The organism is Pontibacter sp. BAB1700, from assembly GCF_000277005.1.
Lineage (GTDB): Bacteria > Bacteroidota > Bacteroidia > Cytophagales > Hymenobacteraceae > Pontibacter > Pontibacter lucknowensis.
Window position 1 is genome coordinate 1 of the sequence record NZ_AKIS01000014.1, and the last position, 17,075, is coordinate 17,075.

Below are 17,075 nucleotides of genomic sequence, written 5' to 3' on the forward strand. Positions count from 1 at the left end.
TCTTAAGGTACAGAAATATATGTGGGTAATAGGTATAAGGTCTGCCGGTATTCTCTATATTTAAGTTCTGCTCTGATAAACTATGGACAAACTTCGCTACCCTATCGGTCAGTTCGACCTCGACGCAAGCATTTCGGAAGATCAACTGAACATTTTTATTCTCTCTATCGGCAGTCTGCCTACAAAACTGGCACAAGCCCTAGCCAACCTGTCGGATGAACAACTTGATACGCCTTATCGACCCGGAGGCTGGACTGTGCGCCAGGTTGTGCATCACCTACCAGACAGTCATCTAAATGGCTATACCCGCCAAAAACTGGCCCTGACAGAAGAGAACCCAATTATCCGACCTTACGATGAGGTAGCTTGGGCAGAGCTTCCAGAGGCCAAAACAGCAGATCCGGGCATTTCGCTCACACTGTTGCACGCCTTGCATCAGCGCTGGGTCCTGATGCTGCACCAACTTTCTCCCGAGCAGCTTAACCGCACGTTTGTTCACCCGGTTTCCGGCCAGCAAACCATACGGCAGCACATTGGGCTATACGCCTGGCACGGTGAGCACCACCTGGCGCATATTACTGAACTAAAGAAAAGGATGGATTGGTAAAAGGCTGTTATTGGATCTTCAAATGTACTGAATCTGCCACTTGGTAAAATAGTGTATCCTGCAGTTCGTTTGTGAGAAGAAGGGTTTGGGCGTTGTGGTCGAGCGTCAGGGCTTCAGAAATTTCCAGATCGCCAGTGTCGCGTTTGATAGCTCCGTTCAGGATGATGAGTTTGAAGAAGAAGATAAAACTAACCACCGCCACAGCATGGACCAAAAGCGCTCCTTTGTTATGTGTATCGGCTGGAATTGCAAATACAATAATAATGCGCCGTATCAGCATCAAAGCTCCCACCACCAGCACCAACAAACCTACTAAATGGTGTAACCCCGGAGCGTGTGCGTACTCCCAGCCAAACACGAGGTAAGTGAGCCAAACCAGCGCAAAACCTCCTGCATAGTAAGCTAGCCCGCGTCCTATACCTGCTATCAGATTATTCTTAATACGCATATCCTTACTGTATTTTCATTTCGGTTAAGTCGCGTAGTTCTGCCTGCAGGTCCTGTGCGATTTGCTGCATCTCCTGCATGGCCTGCTCTTTCGATTTGCGCTGCAGCAGGTGCAGCTTCAGGTTGTCCGACAGCTTGATGTAACCATCGTATTTCACAAATTGAAAGGTACTCATCGATCCCCTCGACTCACTTACCTGTTTATAGTTGTTCTTTTTCAGGAAGAGGAAATCAATACCAGCGAGCGGCAGCGTTTTGCCGAATGTCATACCTGCAAAGAGTACCCCTTCGCGGTAAGTCATTTGCGCCAGGTCGAATTCTGTGCGATAGTGCGTCAACTGTGTGATGATGGCAGTCGGGAGAAAGGCATAGGCTGCCACCGAGCCATTTACAATCATCGTGACCGCAAGTGCGGTAGTGATCCAGCCGAATACCCGTGCGCTTGCACTGAAGTAGTGTCCTGTGTTATAGCTGTGTAAAGTTGCTGGCATCGGCTTCTGAAATGATAGACAATATAAAGTTTATTTCTGAGAAACCCTCTCCCGATTCGGCACAATTAACGCTCTGTTTTCGTCATACAATCCTACCAGCACGCTGTTGCCTTTATTGTCCACTCTGAGTCCGCCATACTCCGCTTTTTCAAAAGTCTCGGCCTGCCCTTCTTCAAAAAAGTAAGACTCCGCCCCAAGATTGAGCGACCAGTTTCCCTTGCTGTACCTGAGCAGGATCTCTCCTTCGTTCATCGGCTCATTTTCGGGCTGATAACGCACCAATTGCGCTACATTTTGGGAGTCCACTTGCACAACGGCATAGCCGCGGTTGGGGAGTTTCTCCAGTTCCTGCGTCTGGCTGATGGCATAGCTGAGTGTCATGTAATCGCCCTGCATCAGCGAGCGCGGATCTACCGGGGCCAGCTGGAGCAGCACCAGTTGACCATCTTCCAGGATCTCCTCCTTCTCCACCACCGACAGGTTAAAAAAGGCCAGCACCGCCACCAGGTTGACCAGCACAATTATACTTCTCAGGTTACGCTTCATGGCTTCGCAAGTAACGATTTAACAGGTATAGGCCACCTAAAAACAGGGCACCCGTGAGCACCAGCACCCCCGACTTAGCCAGCAGGGTCATGTTGAGGTCGTAGTAGTAAAGCACCAGGAAATAGGCCAGCCCCAGCAGCCCCACCCAGAGACCTGTTCTGTGGCCGATGTAAAAACTGGAAAGCACTACTAGCAGCGCACCCGGCACCGAAGGAGCCAGCACAGTCGGCAGCAGCACCACCGCGCAGCAGGTATAGAAAATAGCCAGCGTCTTCCTGTCCTCCACCCCACTCTCCAGCAGCACACGGTGCAGCAACAGCAACAGACAACCGATCAAAAACAAACCCGACAGCCAGAAATGGGTGATGTTGGTAGAGAGAAATTTCTGGTGCACAAACAGCCCCAGCGTAATAATCAGGGAGAAGATCAACCCCATGCGAACCGGCCCGAAGACCAGCGTAAAGCGCCGCGACAAGGCCAGCAATTTCGCTTCATATAAACTTATAAAAGTGAGAACACCCACCAGCACCACAACCAGGACATGCGACAGGTTGTATACCTTGTGAATGAAAATCAGGCTCAGCAGACTGCCGTTGAGCACCAGCACTGAAAGGAACACATAAATGCCGCTTTCTGAGAAGATTAATACCAGCAGTGCGGCTATACCTAACAGCAGCGCTACGGAGGTACCGCTATCGGTCAGCTGCCCCACCCCAATGGCTAGCAGCACGTAACCAGCAATGTTGAGCGACACCCCGACCGCCTCAGCTGAAAAGGTTTTTTCGAAACGGATAAGCACCTCCGCCCCTATTAGAAAGCCAGCGCCGAAAAGCAGCAAACCTATACCTGAGTTGTAAAGTCCCGCCGAGAACAAAAAGCCCAGCAGCAGGCCCATAGCCAGCAGGCCGCCCAATATGGTAAGCAGCTTCACTGGCCAGCGTTTTAGCAGCGAAGTAGAATGTGCCACTTCTGCTTTAATAGCCGCTTCGTCGTAGCGGAAGTCGGGTTGCTCCTGCGCAATCTCCTGCAGCAGGGCTTCGAGTTGTATTGGTTCTTTATCGGCCATGCCACTGTCGGTTAAGTCTGCCTAAGTACTGAATCAGTAAGGTAATGCTGCCCACCACAAAGATCGTGGCCAGCAACAGCATAATCTCCGGCACATTCTCCCCGATCCGCACCAGGATGGCAGTCACCACCGCTATGGCGCTAAAGGGCAAAGCTGTGAGGTAGAAGATATCACGCACCTTTAGTCCGTAGGCTATACCTGCGCCATACATAACCGCACCGAGTAGATAAGCTAAGCCATAGTCGTGATCTATACTCTCGAAAAGTGCCGAGATCATGCTGATGGTGATGACCGTGATCGCTGCCAGCCCCACCAGGCGAGGGAACCAGCGGTGCTGAATACCTACGCGGCCTTTTGCGGCCAAGGCTTCCCAAATGACAACAGCCGCTGCATTGAGGATGAACATCGCATCCAGCACCACCGCAAAGCTCCAATGGGTAGCCACCTGCTGGGTATAGAGCACGAAGGTGGTATTGAGCAGCACGAGAAAGATGAACCACAGCGGCTGAAACCTTGCTACAACCACCCACAGTACTACGCACATGGTCCAGCCCAGGAAGAAATCGTAGGCGTTGGCGCCGGTCTGGTAGATCTGCCCAAACACAGCGAAGAGCACCCCCACCAGCATGGTGCTGGCCATGAGTAGCACGTTCTTCACGGTGCTACTGAGTTTGGTAAACACCGCCGCGAACGTTACCCCCATTACGAGCACTTCGATCAGCCCCAGCTTCACGAACTTGTGCATGTCGGCCCAGTTGTAAGCGAAGAAAAAGATAATGCCCGAGATCAGGAAACTCCCTCCGAGGCCTAGCAGAAACAGCCGGACAAACTTGATCCAGTCCTGCGGCCCGGCGTATACCTGCTCCTTGCGGAGCCGGTCGGCTATACCTGCCTCACGCCAGTTGCTGTGCCGGGCAATGCTGTAGATGATGTCGCGGGAGAGGAGTGATTTCATAGAATCATTTGAACAGGTACTGTCATTTCAAAATGGTGGTTGATGCGTAATGAGTATGCTACTCAGCGCATTTTAATAATAAAGCTCCGTATCATTTTTGGCAGGTATTTCTCTTGCTAAACTGTCACGGGTATTTTTCTGCACCGCAATAGCCGCAAAAAGGCTCAGTAAAAACGACATGCCGTAGAAGCCTTTTTCGCTCAGAAGCAAATCAGCATTCCAAAGCCCCACTGTCAGCAGCACGATCGCCAAAAGGGTGGAAAACCAGCTGAGCCCGTAATAGATGTTGGTAACCGGTATACCTTCCAGCTGGTCGCGCACGCTTTTCTGAAGCGAGATAGCTGAGAATAAACCAAACATCAGAATGGCAAAATAATAGCCCTTCTCGTTCAGTAGCATGTCGGCGTTCCACAGTCCGATGAGGTAGGCGGTCATACCTGTAAGTAAAGTAGCCCAAGAGGCTGCTACAAATGCGTTGGATGGTTTCTGATTCATCTTCTTTTTCCGTTTAAGTGATGAATCAAAGGTATAGCAGCCCCTAAAGTTTTCTTTTGACAATTGTCAAAAAAGGAAGCCTATCAAACCTGACTTCGGATCCTGCTCAAGGTTTCCTGACTGATGCCCAGGTAGGAGGCAATTTGCCCGAGGGGGATTCGCTGCAGAATATGGGGCGATGTTTCCAGTAGCTGTTCGTACCGCTCCCGAGCCGTCTTGAACTGCATGGCCATCAGTCGCTCTTCCAGCCTGATGTAGTACTGCTCGTTTATGATCCGCACCAGGCGTTCCAGGTCGTGGTGCTGATCGAACAACTGGTGCAGGGCTTCAGAACTGATCCCCCACAAGGTGGAGTCTTCCAGAACCTGTATGTTTTCTATACCTGGCTTCCGGGAAATGAAGCTGTAAAAAGAGGTAATGAAATTATTCTCGAAGCCAAACCAATACGTCACTTCCTTTCCGTCTAAGTTGTAGTACCCTCGCAAACAACCCCGCTCCAGGAAGTACAGCTTGTTGCACACCATTCCTTCTTTTACCAGGAAAGAATTCTTCGGAACCTCTACCCGTGTTAATGCTTTGGTAAGAGCCTCCCATGCGGCTATAGAAATAGGGTGGTACTGGGAGATGCATTGGTGTAGGGCGTTCATGTTGAGGCGATTTTACTTTGGGTATGGGGTTAGAATTTGGCTGTTTAAATAAAGGAAGGTGGTTTTTATAATGGAGTCAAATGTGCTGGTGTAGCAGAATTGCGCAGCGTCATTAAGCCGTACTGCTAAACTTAGTTTTGCTCCATTATACTTCAAAAATTGAAGCACATTTCATTTTCTCTGTTACGAAAACTCACATATTACCTATAGCCGTTGCAAAGCTTGTTTAACTGTTTCTCTGTTGGGTTTAGAGACCGGTATTTTTTCTCCAGATGTTAAAAGAAGGATACCACCATCTTCTTTTAACCAGCTCTTTACATATTTTGGATTGACTAAATGACTTTGATGCGTTCTTAAAAATCCTTTAGGCCGCAGTAAATCTGCATATTCTTTAAGTGATTTTGAAACCAATATTTTTTCATTACCCGAAAGGAAGAAGTGAGTATATGTATTGTCTGCTTCGCAGCGTATAATTTCCGATAAAGTAACATACCTTATTTCGCTTTGCATCTGCAGGGCAATTGTGCTCACGTGCGTTTCTGGCTTTTTTAGTTGTTGCAGTAAAAAATCAAGCTGAGAAGTTTGTATTTGTGCTGCCAATTTATGCTCGGCTTTATGTACCGCAGTCATCAATTCGTCTATATCAATAGGTTTTAAAAGATAATCTAAGGCGGCAAATTTTACAGCTTGTATGCCATATTGGTCGTAGGCGGTAATAAAGATAACTTCAAAATTACGCGTTGGAAGCAGTCTGAGCACATCAAACCCAGTTTGCTCGCCCATTTGAATATCCAGAAACACTACATGAGGCAGGTGTTTTTCAATAGCATCAACTGCATCGCTTACATTTTGTGCTGTTGCGATTATAGTTACCTGCGTACAGTGCTTTTCCAGCAAAATTCGCAGGTTTTCTAAGTTGGATATTTCATCATCCACTAAAACTGCTCTCATCATATTATAGCCAATCGATTAATGTTAAGCTTATTTTAGTGCCGTTAGTGGTTGACTGTATGGCTAAAGTAAAGCGATTTTCTTTATAAATACTGTTTAAGAGTGCTATCCTGCTTTCACTTAATGGCAGACCCAAACCATTGGTCTTTTTCACTGGGTCAAATCCATTGCCATTATCGGTGACAGTTAACTGCAAATCATTTGCTTGTTTACTAAATGTGATGATCACTTTTCCATCAGTAGCCTTTTGCGATATCCCGTGCTTCACCGCATTTTCAACGAAAGGTTGCAGTAGCATGCTTGGTATTTCTATGTTAGCTAAATCTAAGTCTTCGGAATGATTAATTTCGTATTCAAAGCCGAACCGCAATTGCTCCATTTGCAGGTAATCGTCCAGTAAAGTCTTTTCCTGTGATAAACTTATCAATTCTTTATCGTCAAGCACGTTACGGGTCAACCTGGCGAATTTAGAAAGGTATTTATTGGCTTTGTCTATTTCGTTTCTGTTCATTAAATTCTGAATGCCAGCAAGTGCATTGAACAGAAAATGAGGGTTCAATTGGGACCGAATAGAATTAAGCTGGAGCTTTGCAGTGTTTTTTTGCTGCTCATTTTCTGCCAGCCGCTTTTTATTTTTCCTTTTGTTGAGGTAGAGGATAACTAGAAAAACTAATCCAATTAAAAACCCGATAAGCAAACTATAGAGCAGAAGTTCTTTTTTGGTGTAGTTTACTTCATCTACAGTTACAGAGAGCGTATGCCTGGTTATATAGCCTTCTATTTCTTCTGCAGAAATATCACAATCACGGCATTCAGTCCATTCAATCAATGGCTGAATGATGATTTCATAATCTCCTGATTTTTTGAAAAGGCTTTTGTCAATCTTCACATAAGGCAAAAACTGATGATCTTCAACGTAGTAGCCATATTGCCAGGCAGTGGATTCGAAAATTATTTTATTTGTTTGCCTGTCTTTTATTGTGATATAGTAGAGATAGTCATTAACTGATCTGTCTTTTACGATGGTTAATTCGTCGTCTTTTTCAGTGAAAGTGAAGTCTGTTTTTTCTTTTAGGTCGGTGATCCAGCTGTAATCCACGCCTTTATCAGTAGCGAAGCGCTTTGAAAAACCTAAGATTTTTGCTCTTGAAATAAGCTTCCCGTAAAAAACAGCTTTGTCAATGTTGAGTGGTTTTTCGATGCTGTAGATTATCGTTGTGATGGTTTTGCCTTTAATAGGAAAAACGCCAAGAGAGGTAGATCTGAATACTTCGTCTGGTCTATCAACATCTGCTAGCCGCGCTTGGTCAATCGACTTGTTTACCACAATAGGTTTGTCATCCTCCAAAATGGTGTAGCGATAATGCTGTACACTATCTGTCTCTTTAAAATAAATTTGGATGCTTACATTGTTAACGTCAGGCAAATAATTAAATGAGGTCCGAGGTTGATTGGGAAACACATTGGCATAGTAGACGTTTTTGGCTGAACTATCCACACTCATAAGTAATTTTCCCCCAGCAGCGTATGTACGAGAAAAGTCAATGCCTTTTTGCGCATTGACCGTAGAGAGGGCAGTGATGAAGCTGAGAAGGATGAAGGTTATCTTTTTCATAATAGCTAAATTTGATTTTCATCAAACTTGTAGCAATAATAGCGAAACTAAAACCTTAAAATATTAAAGACAGTGGTTGAAATAGCAGATGTGTTGTTTTGTGCAGTATTTGAAATTGCCGCCAATTCCGCCTGCCAGTGATTGAACCTGCAGGGAGCCATCCGTATTGGCCGTAGCACCAAGGCCCTAATTCATCCTCAAGCATTTTAACAGTTTCTAATTTGACTTGAGAGTTAGCAGCTATACCTTTGACCTTATCAAACCCAGCGCTATACCAATTGCAAACGAAGCAGCAAATTAAAACCCGCATCGCCCCGACTCCCAGCGGCTACTTGCATCTAGGTAATGCGCTGTCGTTTGCTATTACCTGGGCGCTGGCCCGCAAACAGGAAGGTATAGTCGCGCTGCGCATCGATGACCTCGACAACGCCCGCTTCCGCCCCGAGTACCTGCAGGACATTTTCGAGACACTCGACTTTATGGGCCTCGAATACGACGAAGGACCGCGCAACCCACAGGATTTTCAGGAAAACTACTCGCAGCTTTTAAGGCTATCGGCTTATCAGGCGCAACTGGACAAACTGGTGCAGCAAGGTATGGTATATGCCTGCCCCTGCTCCCGCAGCCAGATAGCAGCTTTGTCACCGCAGGGGCTATACCCGCTCACTTGCCGCGACACCCAGCTGCCGCTCGATACCCCCAATGCCGCCTGGCGCGTGCGTATACCGGAGGGGACCACCGTCACCTTCCAGGACCAACTGCTCGGTGATTGCACTGTGGCGCTGGCCCTCGAAATGCCTGATTTTGTGGTGCGGCGCAAAGACGGTATACCTGCCTACCAGATCGCGTCGATCGTAGATGACCTGGCCATGGGCGTGAACCTGATCGTGCGGGGCGAAGACCTGATGCTTTCCACTGCGGCGCAGCTATACCTGGCGCAGCACACCGGCGCCGCGGCCTTTACCAATGCAGCTTTTGTACACCACCCGCTTATTACCGCCGAGGGCAGCAAACTATCCAAATCGCACGACGCCCTCTCGCTCACCGAAATGCGCAAGGCCGGCCTTACCCCGAGGCAGCTCTGGCAAAAGCTGGCTGAACTGCTGGGCTGGCACAATGCAGGTATAGCCGACGCGAAAAGTTTCCTGCAGCAGTTTGAGCCAAAAGACCTGCCACGACAAGCACTACAGGTATAGCCCGCGACCAATGGGCACAAAAAAGCCCTACTACCTTCCAGGCTATACCTGAACACACAGCAGGGCTTCCAGTAAAATGGGGCGCCTTATTTAGCCGCCTGAATCATCACGGGCACTTCCAGATTCTCCCACCGCAGCACAATTCCTTCATTGGTCACATCGTACACCAGTCGTTCGTTCATCGTGTCGGCCTGGCGCGGCTTGGCCGTCACACGCAGCACATCCTGCTTCTCGTCGTACTGTGTGCCCCACTGCTTGGCGGTTTTATTGAAAATAACTGTCCACTCGTCCTCGCCAGGTATAGCATAGAAGCTGTAGGTGCCAGCTGGCAGCCTTTGCCCCTCCACCATGACGTCGCGATCGGTGGTAACGGTGGTCGCTTCGTTTGCCCCGGCACGCCATACCTTGCCATAAGGCACCAGTTCGCCCCAAATGGTGCGCCCTTTTACAGACGGACTGCTGTAGTTGATGGTGATGGTCGCATCGCCCACCTTTCCGGAGGCGGTAGCTGGCGGACTGGCCTTTTGCTTGGCGTCCTGCGCACAGGCTGTGGATGATACCATTATGCCGATGAACAGCATCACAAGCGCATTCAGAAATCGTAGATTTTTCATAGTAGTTTATTTTGATTTAGGCAGAAAGATAGGCATTAGATCGATATCCTACCACAAGATTATCAACCAATTAGCTAACGAGCAGCAGCAGCTCCAAATTGTGTGGCCGAAGCAAAGGATTTGCCCCCCCGCTACTAGCCCTTTGCAGCATACCCGCCTTTCTTCCGTATAGAGAAAAACTGCTACAATACGGCAGGACAATTGAGAAAGCCGCGAAGCCTATGCCTTTCACTAACCGAAACAGAAGAACTTCTACACGAAAACTACGCGTCTCTACAACGGGTGCCGGCACACGGGGTACCAGTCAGCCGCAGGGCTATACCACAGCTCCCACCCGTAGAAACCTTCGCACCAAAGCCCGCAGAAGAAAACCAGCCCGGGGCTCGGCCGTGAAAGGCGCCCAGAACCGGCTTCGCAATTTCCGACAGGCCTCGATCCTGGCTGTGGCTATCACGGGTTTTATCCTCTTGATGTTTGCTCCAAGTGAAGCAGGCCTTGCGCAGGAAAACGGCCCGGACTCAGTAGCCGTGGTGGAGGAAGTGGCCATAGAGGAGCTGGTACCCGGAGATACAGCTTCAGAAGTGGTAACCCAGAATGGATCTACCAAAGAAGCCGCAGAAGAAGCTATTGGGGCCTTACAGGGTCTTTGGGAAAGTTTCATCTTCAACCTCCCCAAGATCCTGATTGCGCTGGCCACACTGGTGCTGGCCTGGCTGCTGGTGCGTATGCTACGGGCTATCCTGCAGCGCACCATCGGCAAGTGGCAAAGCTCCAGCGCCATCATCTCGCTTGTCTCCATCGCGGTTTGGCTATTGGCAGTAGGCGTAGCGCTCAGCGTCGTGGCTGGTGACATACGGGCGCTGGTTGGTTCTTTTGGCCTCATCGGCCTGGCCTTATCGTGGTCACTGCAAACGCCTATTGAAAGTTTTACGGGCTGGCTCATGAACTCCTACCAGGGCTACTACCGTGTGGGTGACCGTATCCGGGTAGGCGAGGTATTTGGCGACGTATACCGCATCGACTTCCTGACTACTACTGTGTGGGAGATCGGGGCGCCTTATCAGCCGGGCTTCGTACGGGCAGAGCAGCCAACCGGCCGCCTGGTCACTTTCCCAAACAATGAAGTTCTGACGGGAACGGTCATCAACCTGACCGGCGACTTCCCCTATGTGTGGGACGAGCTGGATGTAGGTGTGGCCAACGAGTCGGACGTGCCGCTAGCTATGGAGGTATTGGAGGGTGTGGCCTTAGGCCTGCTAGGCAACTACATGAAGGCTCCGGCTGCCTCTTACTCCCAACTCCTGCAGCGGGCGGGGCTGGACGACGCTGTGCCTGACAAGCCACAGGTATTCGTTTCCATGGATGAGTCGTGGACTAATGTGACTATCCGCTACCTGGTGGGCGCGCGCGAGCGACGCAAGTGGAAGAGCGAGCTCACGCTGCGCATCACCAATGAACTGAACAAGCCCGAATATATCGGCAAGATTATTCCGGTATACCCACGTCAGCAGGTACAGTTCATCAATCCGGATGGCATTCCTACAAAAGCCAGCCCCAGAAACAACAGTGAATCTTAAACCACAACTAATTTACTATCAGAAACCTGCAAAGCTCAGATTTGCTTCAGAATTGTACCGTAAACTTGTAGCATACTAATTTTTAACACTTAAAAATCAGGAGTTATGAAAAAGATACTAGTTGGATTTGCCTTCGTAATAGGTTCAGTTGTAGCGGTTGAGGCGCAGGACGTAGCCGAAAAGGATGTACCTGAAGCTGTGAAAAGCGCACTGTCGCAAAAGTATACCAACGCCACTGACCTTGAGTGGGAAAAGCACGGTGAGAACTACGAGGCTGATTTTGACATAGACCGTATCGACCATACTGTGATGATTGACCCATCTGGTAAAATACTGATGACCAAGCGTGATGTGGAGGAGAAAGACCTGCCACAAAATATACGCACTGCCATCAGCCAGAATTACAAAGGCATGCGCCTGGACGATATCGAGCAGGTGGAGAAAGACGGCAACACCTATTACCAGTTAGAGCTTGAACAGAAACCCCAGGATAAAAAGGTTGTACTGTCACAGGATGGAAAAGAAGTAACTGACCCAGCTTACTGGGACTGACTACTTGCCTTCTAAATATTAAAAGAAATGCCCGGGGCTATGCTTCGGGCATTTCTTTTGCCTATGCCCTAAAAAAGCCTATACCTGCCTCGGCATGACATACTGCTCTAAGGGGAGATACAGGCGAACTGTATACTTGCACCGAATACCCGCGTAGGAGGAGAACCTGAACTTACCTTATGGCCCATGCGCGTACTCTGGAACTACCTGCAGCCCCATCGCGGGCTTGTTATACTCTCTTTAGTACTTGCCGGCATCAGCCAGGTGCTGGCGCTCGTCGACCCCATCATCTTCGGCAAGATCATCGACGATTATGCCACGCCGCCTTTCACCATGACCAGCGAAGAGCGGGTAAAAGGTGCCCTGTGGCTAATGCTGCTGGCTGTGGTTGTCGCACTGCTCTCTCGCCTGGCCAAGGCTTTCCAGGAGTACTTTACCAACCTGGTCGTGCAGAAGTTTGGGGTGCAGATCTTCAACGACGGCCTCAAGCAGACCCTTAAACTCTCTTACCAGGAATACGCTGACCAGAATAGTGGCGAAACACTTTCTATCCTCCAGCGGGTGCGCCGTGACACGGAGCGCTTCATCAACTCCTTTATCAATATTCTCTTTTCGTCACTGGTGGGTGTGGGCTTCCTGGTATGGTACGCTATCACCAAACACTGGGCGCTGGTACCTATTTTCATTATCGGGATGGTGGTACTCGGCGGACTCACCAGTTTGCTGAGCGCGAAGATCAAGACCATGCAGCGCTCCATCAACCGGGCTACCAACAAGATGTCGGGGGTGATCACGGAGTCGCTGCGCAACATTGAGCTGGTGAAAAGCCTTGGCCTGACCTACCCCGAAATAAGGCGCTTGCGCGAACACACCGAGCGCATCTTTTCGACTGGAAATGGCCAAGGTAAAGCGGGTGCGCACGCTCTCTTTTCTGCAGGCACTGCCCTTAATCTGCTCAAGCAGTCCATCCTGTTCACGCTGCTCTGGCTGATCTTCCGGGATGTGCTCTCTACCGGTGAGCTGATCTCGATGCAGTTTATCTCGGTGAGTATATTCGGTCCGCTGCAGGACATGGGTACCATCATCCTGACCTACCGGGAGGCCGAAGCTTCGCTGCATAACTTCGCTGAGCTGATGAACAAGCCCGTCGAGACCAGGCCTGAGTCGGCGATTGACGTGGGGCCGCTGCAGCAACTGCGTTTTCAGGACGTGGTGTTCCGGCACAAGGGCGCTCCGCAAAACTCCGTCGACGGCATTTCCTTTGAGGCCAACACCGGCGACACCATCGCTTTCGTGGGACCGTCGGGCTCGGGCAAATCCACGCTGGTGAAGCTGCTGGTGGGGCTATACCTGCCGGCCAGTGGGGAAATCTACTACAATGGCACTCCCGTGAAAGAAATCTGGCTGAACGAGGCACGCCGGCAGCTGGGCTTTGTGACACAGGAAACGAATCTGTTTTCGGGCACCATCAAGGAGAATCTGCAGTATGTGAAGCCGGACGCTACTGACGAAGAAGTAGTACGTGCCATGGAAAAGGCTTCCGCTACCACCCTGCTCTCCCGCTCCGAGCAGGGCATCCACACCCAGATAGGGGAAGGTGGGCTGAAAATGTCGGGTGGTGAGAAGCAGCGCCTTTCCATTGCCCGCGCCCTTATCCGCAACCCGCGCCTGCTTATTTTTGACGAAGCCACCTCCGCCCTCGATTCCCTCACCGAAGAAGAGATCACGGCTACTGTGAAAGAAATATCTGCCTGCGGGAGCAAATCACCATCCTGATTGCCCACCGCCTCAGCACCATCATGCACGCTGACACCATCTATGTGCTCGAAAAAGGAAAGATCATAGAGCAGGGAAACCATGCAGAGTTAGTGGAGCAAAAAGGTCTGTACTACGCCATGTGGCGCCAGCAAATAGGCGAGCGTAAGGTGGAGCTGATCCGGTAGATGCCTTGCAACTTTCTGCCAGCGCACGCGGTATGCAAAGCAACACATTAAAGCAGAACACTATACCTATGAAACTATACCTCTCTATAATCACCTGCTTGCTGGCCCTCGCCTCTTGCGGATCCGACTCTGCTGACGGCAACTACAACCGCGCCGCCGACGATGAACTGATCGACAGCCAGATCGACTCCGACACCAAAGCCTCCATTGACAGTGTGGCCCGTACCACCGACGAAGGCGCCATTCTGCATCCGCTGCCCGACACGCTGACTACCCTGTTGCAACAGCGCCAGCCGCAAACCGAGGTGGTAGTGCTTACCGACCAGACTATGTCGAACCGCCGCCTGCAGGTAGACAACCCCCTATACCTGCGTGGCAACCTCAACGGCAATCGCCATCCCGACTACGCAGTGCAGGTGCTGCAGAACGACTCCATTCACATTCTTGCTTTTCTGGACTACGGCACCCCGCAAGTCCGCGAAATGAAAGTAGCAGCATACCCTTCGCAGCAGCTGAACGACCGCAGGTATAGCACCCTGCAGCTCAAGCTGGCGCCTCAGGATTCGCTTGTTCGCAACCCGCGTCAGCAGCAGTTCACTAACCTCAAAACCGACGGCGTGTCCGTGCTAGACGGCAACCGCACCACCCTATACCTACTGCAGAATAACCGCTTTATACCTTTCGACGCCCAGCAGTAAGGTAGTAGCGCTGGTTAATCCGTAAATTGCAGGCGCTATACCTCCTTTTTATACTTGTCACAGTCTATGCCTGCTCCTAAGTCTGACAAACCTGTCCCCTCGCTCACGCCACAAATCTCCTCTGAAGACCAGCGCAGACTGAGCAAACTGCAGCAGGACTTCAATAAGAAAGTGGCACAGATAGAGCAGCTGAAGCAGGAACTAACCTCGCGACGCGATAGCATGGACCTGGCCCAGAAGCGGATTGAGAAGGAACTGCGCCCCATCATCATGCAGCAGGTGGAGCAGCGGGCTGCATTGGCCCATCTGCTGGACGAGGCCTTTGCCCTCCCACTATTCAGTTTCAGGGAGAAAGAAAAACTCGCCCTGCTCATTGCCGACATCGCACTGGACCTGATCCAGAACTATGAGCGCCAGGACCTGATAGCCCTGCACGACCGATATGCCGAGGTGCTGTATGCCGAGCGGGCGGTATGCGCAGCTGACGAGGAAGATTCTTCAGAGGAAGACAAGATCAGCGAGGAAGAGACCGCTATACCTGACAACTGGGATGAGCTTGACGAGTACGAGCGCCTGCAGGCCCAACTGGACCGGGAAGAGGAAGAGCGGGAACGAGCCAGGCAAAACCGCCAGAAAGGCCGCAAAACCAAAGCCCAGAAAGAGAAAGAGGCAAAAGCCAAGGCAGAGCTCAGCAATATCAGCAAGGCCAGTCGCCGCGTGTATACCGACCTTGCCAAGCAACTGCACCCCGACAAGGAGCGTGACGAAACCAAACGCGCCTGGAAAGAGGAAGCCATGAAGCGCGTGACGCAAGCCTACCACCACGACGACTTCTTCGAGCTGCTGCGCCTTCAGATGGAGTTCCTGCAAGAGCAGGGTCAGGCATTGGATAAGCTGCCCGACGAACAACTAGTTTACTACATCAAACTCTTGGATGATCAGGTCAGCGAGTTGCAGGCCGACCTCAACGGTTTTATCTTTGGCCCCAACGCCGCCTTTTACGAGCGCTTCTGCGGAAGCCAAAAGCAAATGAACCAGAAGTTCAAGCAGGCGAAGGAAGGCTTAACCTACGAACTGGAACAACTGAAGCAGCACCTGCGCGTGCTGCAGGACCCGGTGCAGATCAAAGTGATGTTAAAGTAAGACTTGCACACCATCACCTCGCAGTGCAACCTGCGCTCGAGGCAGGTTGCTATACCTGCGCCCATCCATTTCAGCCCCTCAAGCAAGCCTACTTAAAAGAAACCACTGCCAGATCAGCCAGCTCCATCCTTGACTGCAGCAGAATACCGTACTTCGTTTTCAGTTCTTCCTTTGCCTGCTCGAAATCGTTTTTGGTCAATTTGAAGTTATATTTCCCTGATTCCAGCAGCTCTCTCTTGGCAATTATACCCACCTGAAAGTTTTTCTCGACAGCGCCTACCAATTCTCCAAGCGTTACGTTCTCGAATGTGATATCTTCCTCGTTATACTTCACGGTAGACCGGCCCAGGTCGGCCACAGAATGGGTAGCCAGCAGATCAGCATCGGCAATCGCCACATCCCAGTCATCCGTTTCTTCAGAGCGATACGTGACATCAAATTTATAAACTTGCTGCAGCTGCTCGAGCACCAGCTGTTTGTTTTGCTTCGCATCCTTAGCAAGTTTGTGCGCTTTAAACTTCAGGTCAATGGCCGTGTACTGGTGCCTGCTCTTGTCGAGTTCCACACGCGATTCTTCTTTATCCAGCAGTGCCAGGATGATATCGTGCAGCTTTTGATTTTCAAACCCGATCGAGTCCGGGCCAATGAATTTAGAAGAGATGGCGGTTTGGTCGTGGAGCAAGTACTCCCCTACCTGCAGGGTATAGTTTTCGTTCCGGATGTTCAGTTTCTCTTCCAGGGCTCCCAACGATGCCAGCGCCAGGCCGAAAAACAACGCATTGTGACTTGCGTGCAGGTAAAAACCCCAGCGAAAGCCGTGCTTCACGCGCATGTACCCCATTAGCATACCTCCCACGATCTGAGGAGCTATCAGAATCGGGATAAGCCAAACAGCTACCGAAGCGTAGTCGAAGTCGGTAAAATTGGTGATGTGAATCAGGCCAAAAGCAAAGGCCATCAGGTAAAAGAAGGCGCCGTATACTTTGGGCCATATTTTCTCAAGAAAACCGGTGATGGCTTCGCCGTTCAGCCCATACAAGACCATGGCCATACCCAGTATAATCCATGCACCGATGGCACCTTCCAGAGGCAGCAGCGAATACGCCAAAACGCCCAGTGCGATTGCAGCCGCAAAAGCCAGCAAAGTCATGTAGCCACTCTTAAACCGTAGCCCGTATCGGAAAACCAATTCCTCCAGAAAAGGCACTACCAGCACGCCCAAAAGCAAAAAGGCCCAGACCGGGAAGGACCGCATCAATTCGAGCACAGCGTGGGTGTTGCCAGTATGCCATCCCAACAGGCTTACCAGTTGAATCACACCTATAATCGCGAACGAGAGCAGCAGATCAATTAAGAGCACATACAGCAGGATGCGAAGTTTGAAAGAGAGGCTGCTTGTAGCGGCAGGTTGGTCTTTTGGGTTTTTGAGGAAAAGCCAAATATCAGAGGCAGTTTGTCTTAGCTGCAGGGTAAAAGATTGAAGCATGGAATAAAGATAGAGCTACTGTTGCACTAATTGCAGTCTAAATATA

Annotated in this window: 19 protein-coding genes; 8 read left to right on the plus strand and 11 right to left on the minus strand. The window is 50.3% G+C overall.

What is annotated here, in order from left to right; all coding sequences use genetic code 11:
• The first annotated feature begins 82 nt into the window (after positions 1-82).
• Positions 83-607 (plus strand): YfiT family bacillithiol transferase, encoded by a 525-nt coding sequence (locus tag O71_RS02160; RefSeq protein WP_007652727.1) that lies wholly within the window; start codon positions 83-85, stop codon positions 605-607.
• Between the two features lie 7 nt (positions 608-614).
• On the opposite strand, the gene O71_RS02165 is transcribed toward O71_RS02160, so the two are convergent.
• From O71_RS02165 to O71_RS02205, 9 genes are all read right to left on the minus strand, one after another.
• On the minus strand, positions 615-1,055 hold the full coding sequence (locus O71_RS02165; protein WP_007652730.1) for a hypothetical protein: 441 nt from the start codon (positions 1,053-1,055) through the stop codon (positions 615-617).
• A 4-nt stretch (positions 1,056-1,059) separates the two neighbouring features.
• Complete coding sequence (locus O71_RS02170) at positions 1,060-1,545, minus strand: hypothetical protein (RefSeq protein ID WP_007652732.1); 486 nt, start codon at positions 1,543-1,545, stop codon at positions 1,060-1,062.
• Positions 1,546-1,575: 30 nt separating this feature from the next.
• The gene (locus O71_RS02175; protein WP_007652734.1) at positions 1,576-2,091 is read right to left on the minus strand and encodes a GDYXXLXY domain-containing protein; all 516 of its coding nucleotides are present in this window, start codon (positions 2,089-2,091) and stop codon (positions 1,576-1,578) included.
• A complete protein-coding gene (locus O71_RS02180; RefSeq protein ID WP_007652739.1) occupies positions 2,081-3,157 on the minus strand; it encodes a DUF4401 domain-containing protein in 1,077 nt (358 codons plus the stop codon). The genes O71_RS02175 and O71_RS02180 overlap by 11 nt, the downstream gene beginning before the upstream one ends.
• A complete protein-coding gene (locus O71_RS02185) occupies positions 3,147-4,112 on the minus strand; it encodes a DUF2157 domain-containing protein (protein ID WP_007652740.1) in 966 nt (321 codons plus the stop codon). The genes O71_RS02180 and O71_RS02185 overlap by 11 nt, the downstream gene beginning before the upstream one ends.
• 72 nt (positions 4,113-4,184) lie before the next feature.
• A complete protein-coding gene (yiaA, locus tag O71_RS02190; RefSeq protein ID WP_007652742.1) occupies positions 4,185-4,607 on the minus strand; it encodes an inner membrane protein YiaA in 423 nt (140 codons plus the stop codon).
• Positions 4,608-4,690: 83 nt separating this feature from the next.
• Complete coding sequence (locus O71_RS02195; protein ID WP_040573442.1) at positions 4,691-5,254, minus strand: Crp/Fnr family transcriptional regulator; 564 nt, start codon at positions 5,252-5,254, stop codon at positions 4,691-4,693.
• Positions 5,255-5,458: 204 nt separating this feature from the next.
• Positions 5,459-6,208, minus strand: a complete 750-nt coding sequence (locus O71_RS02200; RefSeq protein ID WP_007652746.1) for a LytTR family DNA-binding domain-containing protein — start codon at positions 6,206-6,208, stop codon at positions 5,459-5,461.
• A gap of 1 nt (position 6,209) precedes the next feature.
• Positions 6,210-7,820, minus strand: a complete 1,611-nt coding sequence (locus tag O71_RS02205; protein WP_007652748.1) for a sensor histidine kinase — start codon at positions 7,818-7,820, stop codon at positions 6,210-6,212.
• A gap of 248 nt (positions 7,821-8,068) precedes the next feature.
• Here O71_RS02205 and O71_RS02210 point away from each other — a divergent pair, with 248 nt between their 5' ends.
• Positions 8,069-9,016: a glutamate--tRNA ligase family protein gene (locus tag O71_RS02210; RefSeq protein WP_237717665.1), complete on the plus strand. Its 948-nt coding sequence runs from the start codon at positions 8,069-8,071 to the stop codon at positions 9,014-9,016.
• An 86-nt stretch (positions 9,017-9,102) separates the two neighbouring features.
• On the opposite strand, the gene O71_RS02215 is transcribed toward O71_RS02210, so the two are convergent.
• Positions 9,103-9,630, minus strand: coding sequence for a DUF2911 domain-containing protein (locus O71_RS02215; protein ID WP_007652752.1), 528 nt, complete (start codon positions 9,628-9,630; stop codon positions 9,103-9,105).
• A 221-nt stretch (positions 9,631-9,851) separates the two neighbouring features.
• Here O71_RS02215 and O71_RS02220 point away from each other — a divergent pair, with 221 nt between their 5' ends.
• The 6 genes from O71_RS02220 (at position 9,852) to O71_RS02240 (ending at position 15,543) form a co-directional block, all read left to right on the plus strand.
• The gene (locus O71_RS02220) at positions 9,852-11,207 is read left to right on the plus strand and encodes a mechanosensitive ion channel family protein (protein WP_040573444.1); all 1,356 of its coding nucleotides are present in this window, start codon (positions 9,852-9,854) and stop codon (positions 11,205-11,207) included.
• A gap of 105 nt (positions 11,208-11,312) precedes the next feature.
• Positions 11,313-11,759: a PepSY-like domain-containing protein gene (locus O71_RS02225; protein WP_007652756.1), complete on the plus strand. Its 447-nt coding sequence runs from the start codon at positions 11,313-11,315 to the stop codon at positions 11,757-11,759.
• A 186-nt stretch (positions 11,760-11,945) separates the two neighbouring features.
• A complete protein-coding gene (locus tag O71_RS02230) occupies positions 11,946-13,535 on the plus strand; it encodes an ABC transporter ATP-binding protein (RefSeq protein ID WP_237717666.1) in 1,590 nt (529 codons plus the stop codon).
• A gap of 23 nt (positions 13,536-13,558) precedes the next feature.
• Positions 13,559-13,702, plus strand: a complete 144-nt coding sequence (locus O71_RS24960; protein ID WP_237717667.1) for a hypothetical protein — start codon at positions 13,559-13,561, stop codon at positions 13,700-13,702.
• Between the two features lie 68 nt (positions 13,703-13,770).
• Positions 13,771-14,400 (plus strand): hypothetical protein, encoded by a 630-nt coding sequence (locus O71_RS02235; protein WP_007652758.1) that lies wholly within the window; start codon positions 13,771-13,773, stop codon positions 14,398-14,400.
• 54 nt (positions 14,401-14,454) lie between these two features.
• Positions 14,455-15,543 carry a J domain-containing protein gene (locus O71_RS02240; protein ID WP_237717668.1) on the plus strand — a complete coding sequence of 363 codons (1,089 nt, stop codon included), beginning with the start codon at positions 14,455-14,457 and terminating at the stop codon, positions 15,541-15,543.
• A gap of 88 nt (positions 15,544-15,631) precedes the next feature.
• Here O71_RS02240 and O71_RS02245 read toward each other — a convergent pair whose 3' ends face one another.
• On the minus strand, positions 15,632-17,029 hold the full coding sequence (locus tag O71_RS02245) for a CPBP family glutamic-type intramembrane protease (RefSeq protein WP_007652760.1): 1,398 nt from the start codon (positions 17,027-17,029) through the stop codon (positions 15,632-15,634).
• Positions 17,030-17,075 lie beyond the last annotated feature (46 nt).

Excerpts from the sequence above, each read along its gene's own strand:
- O71_RS02160 (WP_007652727.1), top strand. The coding sequence starts at position 83 with ATGGACAAACTTCGCTACCCTATCGGTCAGTTCGACCTCGACGCAAGC.
- O71_RS02165 (WP_007652730.1), bottom strand. The coding sequence starts at position 1,055 with ATGCGTATTAAGAATAATCTGATAGCAGGTATAGGACGCGGGCTAGCT.
- O71_RS02170 (WP_007652732.1), bottom strand. The coding sequence starts at position 1,545 with ATGCCAGCAACTTTACACAGCTATAACACAGGACACTACTTCAGTGCA.
- O71_RS02175 (WP_007652734.1), bottom strand. The coding sequence starts at position 2,091 with ATGAAGCGTAACCTGAGAAGTATAATTGTGCTGGTCAACCTGGTGGCG.
- O71_RS02180 (WP_007652739.1), bottom strand. The coding sequence starts at position 3,157 with ATGGCCGATAAAGAACCAATACAACTCGAAGCCCTGCTGCAGGAGATT.
- O71_RS02185 (WP_007652740.1), bottom strand. The coding sequence starts at position 4,112 with ATGAAATCACTCCTCTCCCGCGACATCATCTACAGCATTGCCCGGCAC.
- yiaA (WP_007652742.1), bottom strand. The coding sequence starts at position 4,607 with ATGAATCAGAAACCATCCAACGCATTTGTAGCAGCCTCTTGGGCTACT.
- O71_RS02195 (WP_040573442.1), bottom strand. The coding sequence starts at position 5,254 with ATGAACGCCCTACACCAATGCATCTCCCAGTACCACCCTATTTCTATA.
- O71_RS02200 (WP_007652746.1), bottom strand. The coding sequence starts at position 6,208 with ATGATGAGAGCAGTTTTAGTGGATGATGAAATATCCAACTTAGAAAAC.
- O71_RS02205 (WP_007652748.1), bottom strand. The coding sequence starts at position 7,820 with ATGAAAAAGATAACCTTCATCCTTCTCAGCTTCATCACTGCCCTCTCT.
- O71_RS02215 (WP_007652752.1), bottom strand. The coding sequence starts at position 9,630 with ATGAAAAATCTACGATTTCTGAATGCGCTTGTGATGCTGTTCATCGGC.
- O71_RS02220 (WP_040573444.1), top strand. The coding sequence starts at position 9,852 with ATGCCTTTCACTAACCGAAACAGAAGAACTTCTACACGAAAACTACGC.
- O71_RS02225 (WP_007652756.1), top strand. The coding sequence starts at position 11,313 with ATGAAAAAGATACTAGTTGGATTTGCCTTCGTAATAGGTTCAGTTGTA.
- O71_RS02230 (WP_237717666.1), top strand. The coding sequence starts at position 11,946 with ATGCGCGTACTCTGGAACTACCTGCAGCCCCATCGCGGGCTTGTTATA.
- O71_RS24960 (WP_237717667.1), top strand. The coding sequence starts at position 13,559 with ATGCACGCTGACACCATCTATGTGCTCGAAAAAGGAAAGATCATAGAG.
- O71_RS02235 (WP_007652758.1), top strand. The coding sequence starts at position 13,771 with ATGAAACTATACCTCTCTATAATCACCTGCTTGCTGGCCCTCGCCTCT.
- O71_RS02245 (WP_007652760.1), bottom strand. The coding sequence starts at position 17,029 with ATGCTTCAATCTTTTACCCTGCAGCTAAGACAAACTGCCTCTGATATT.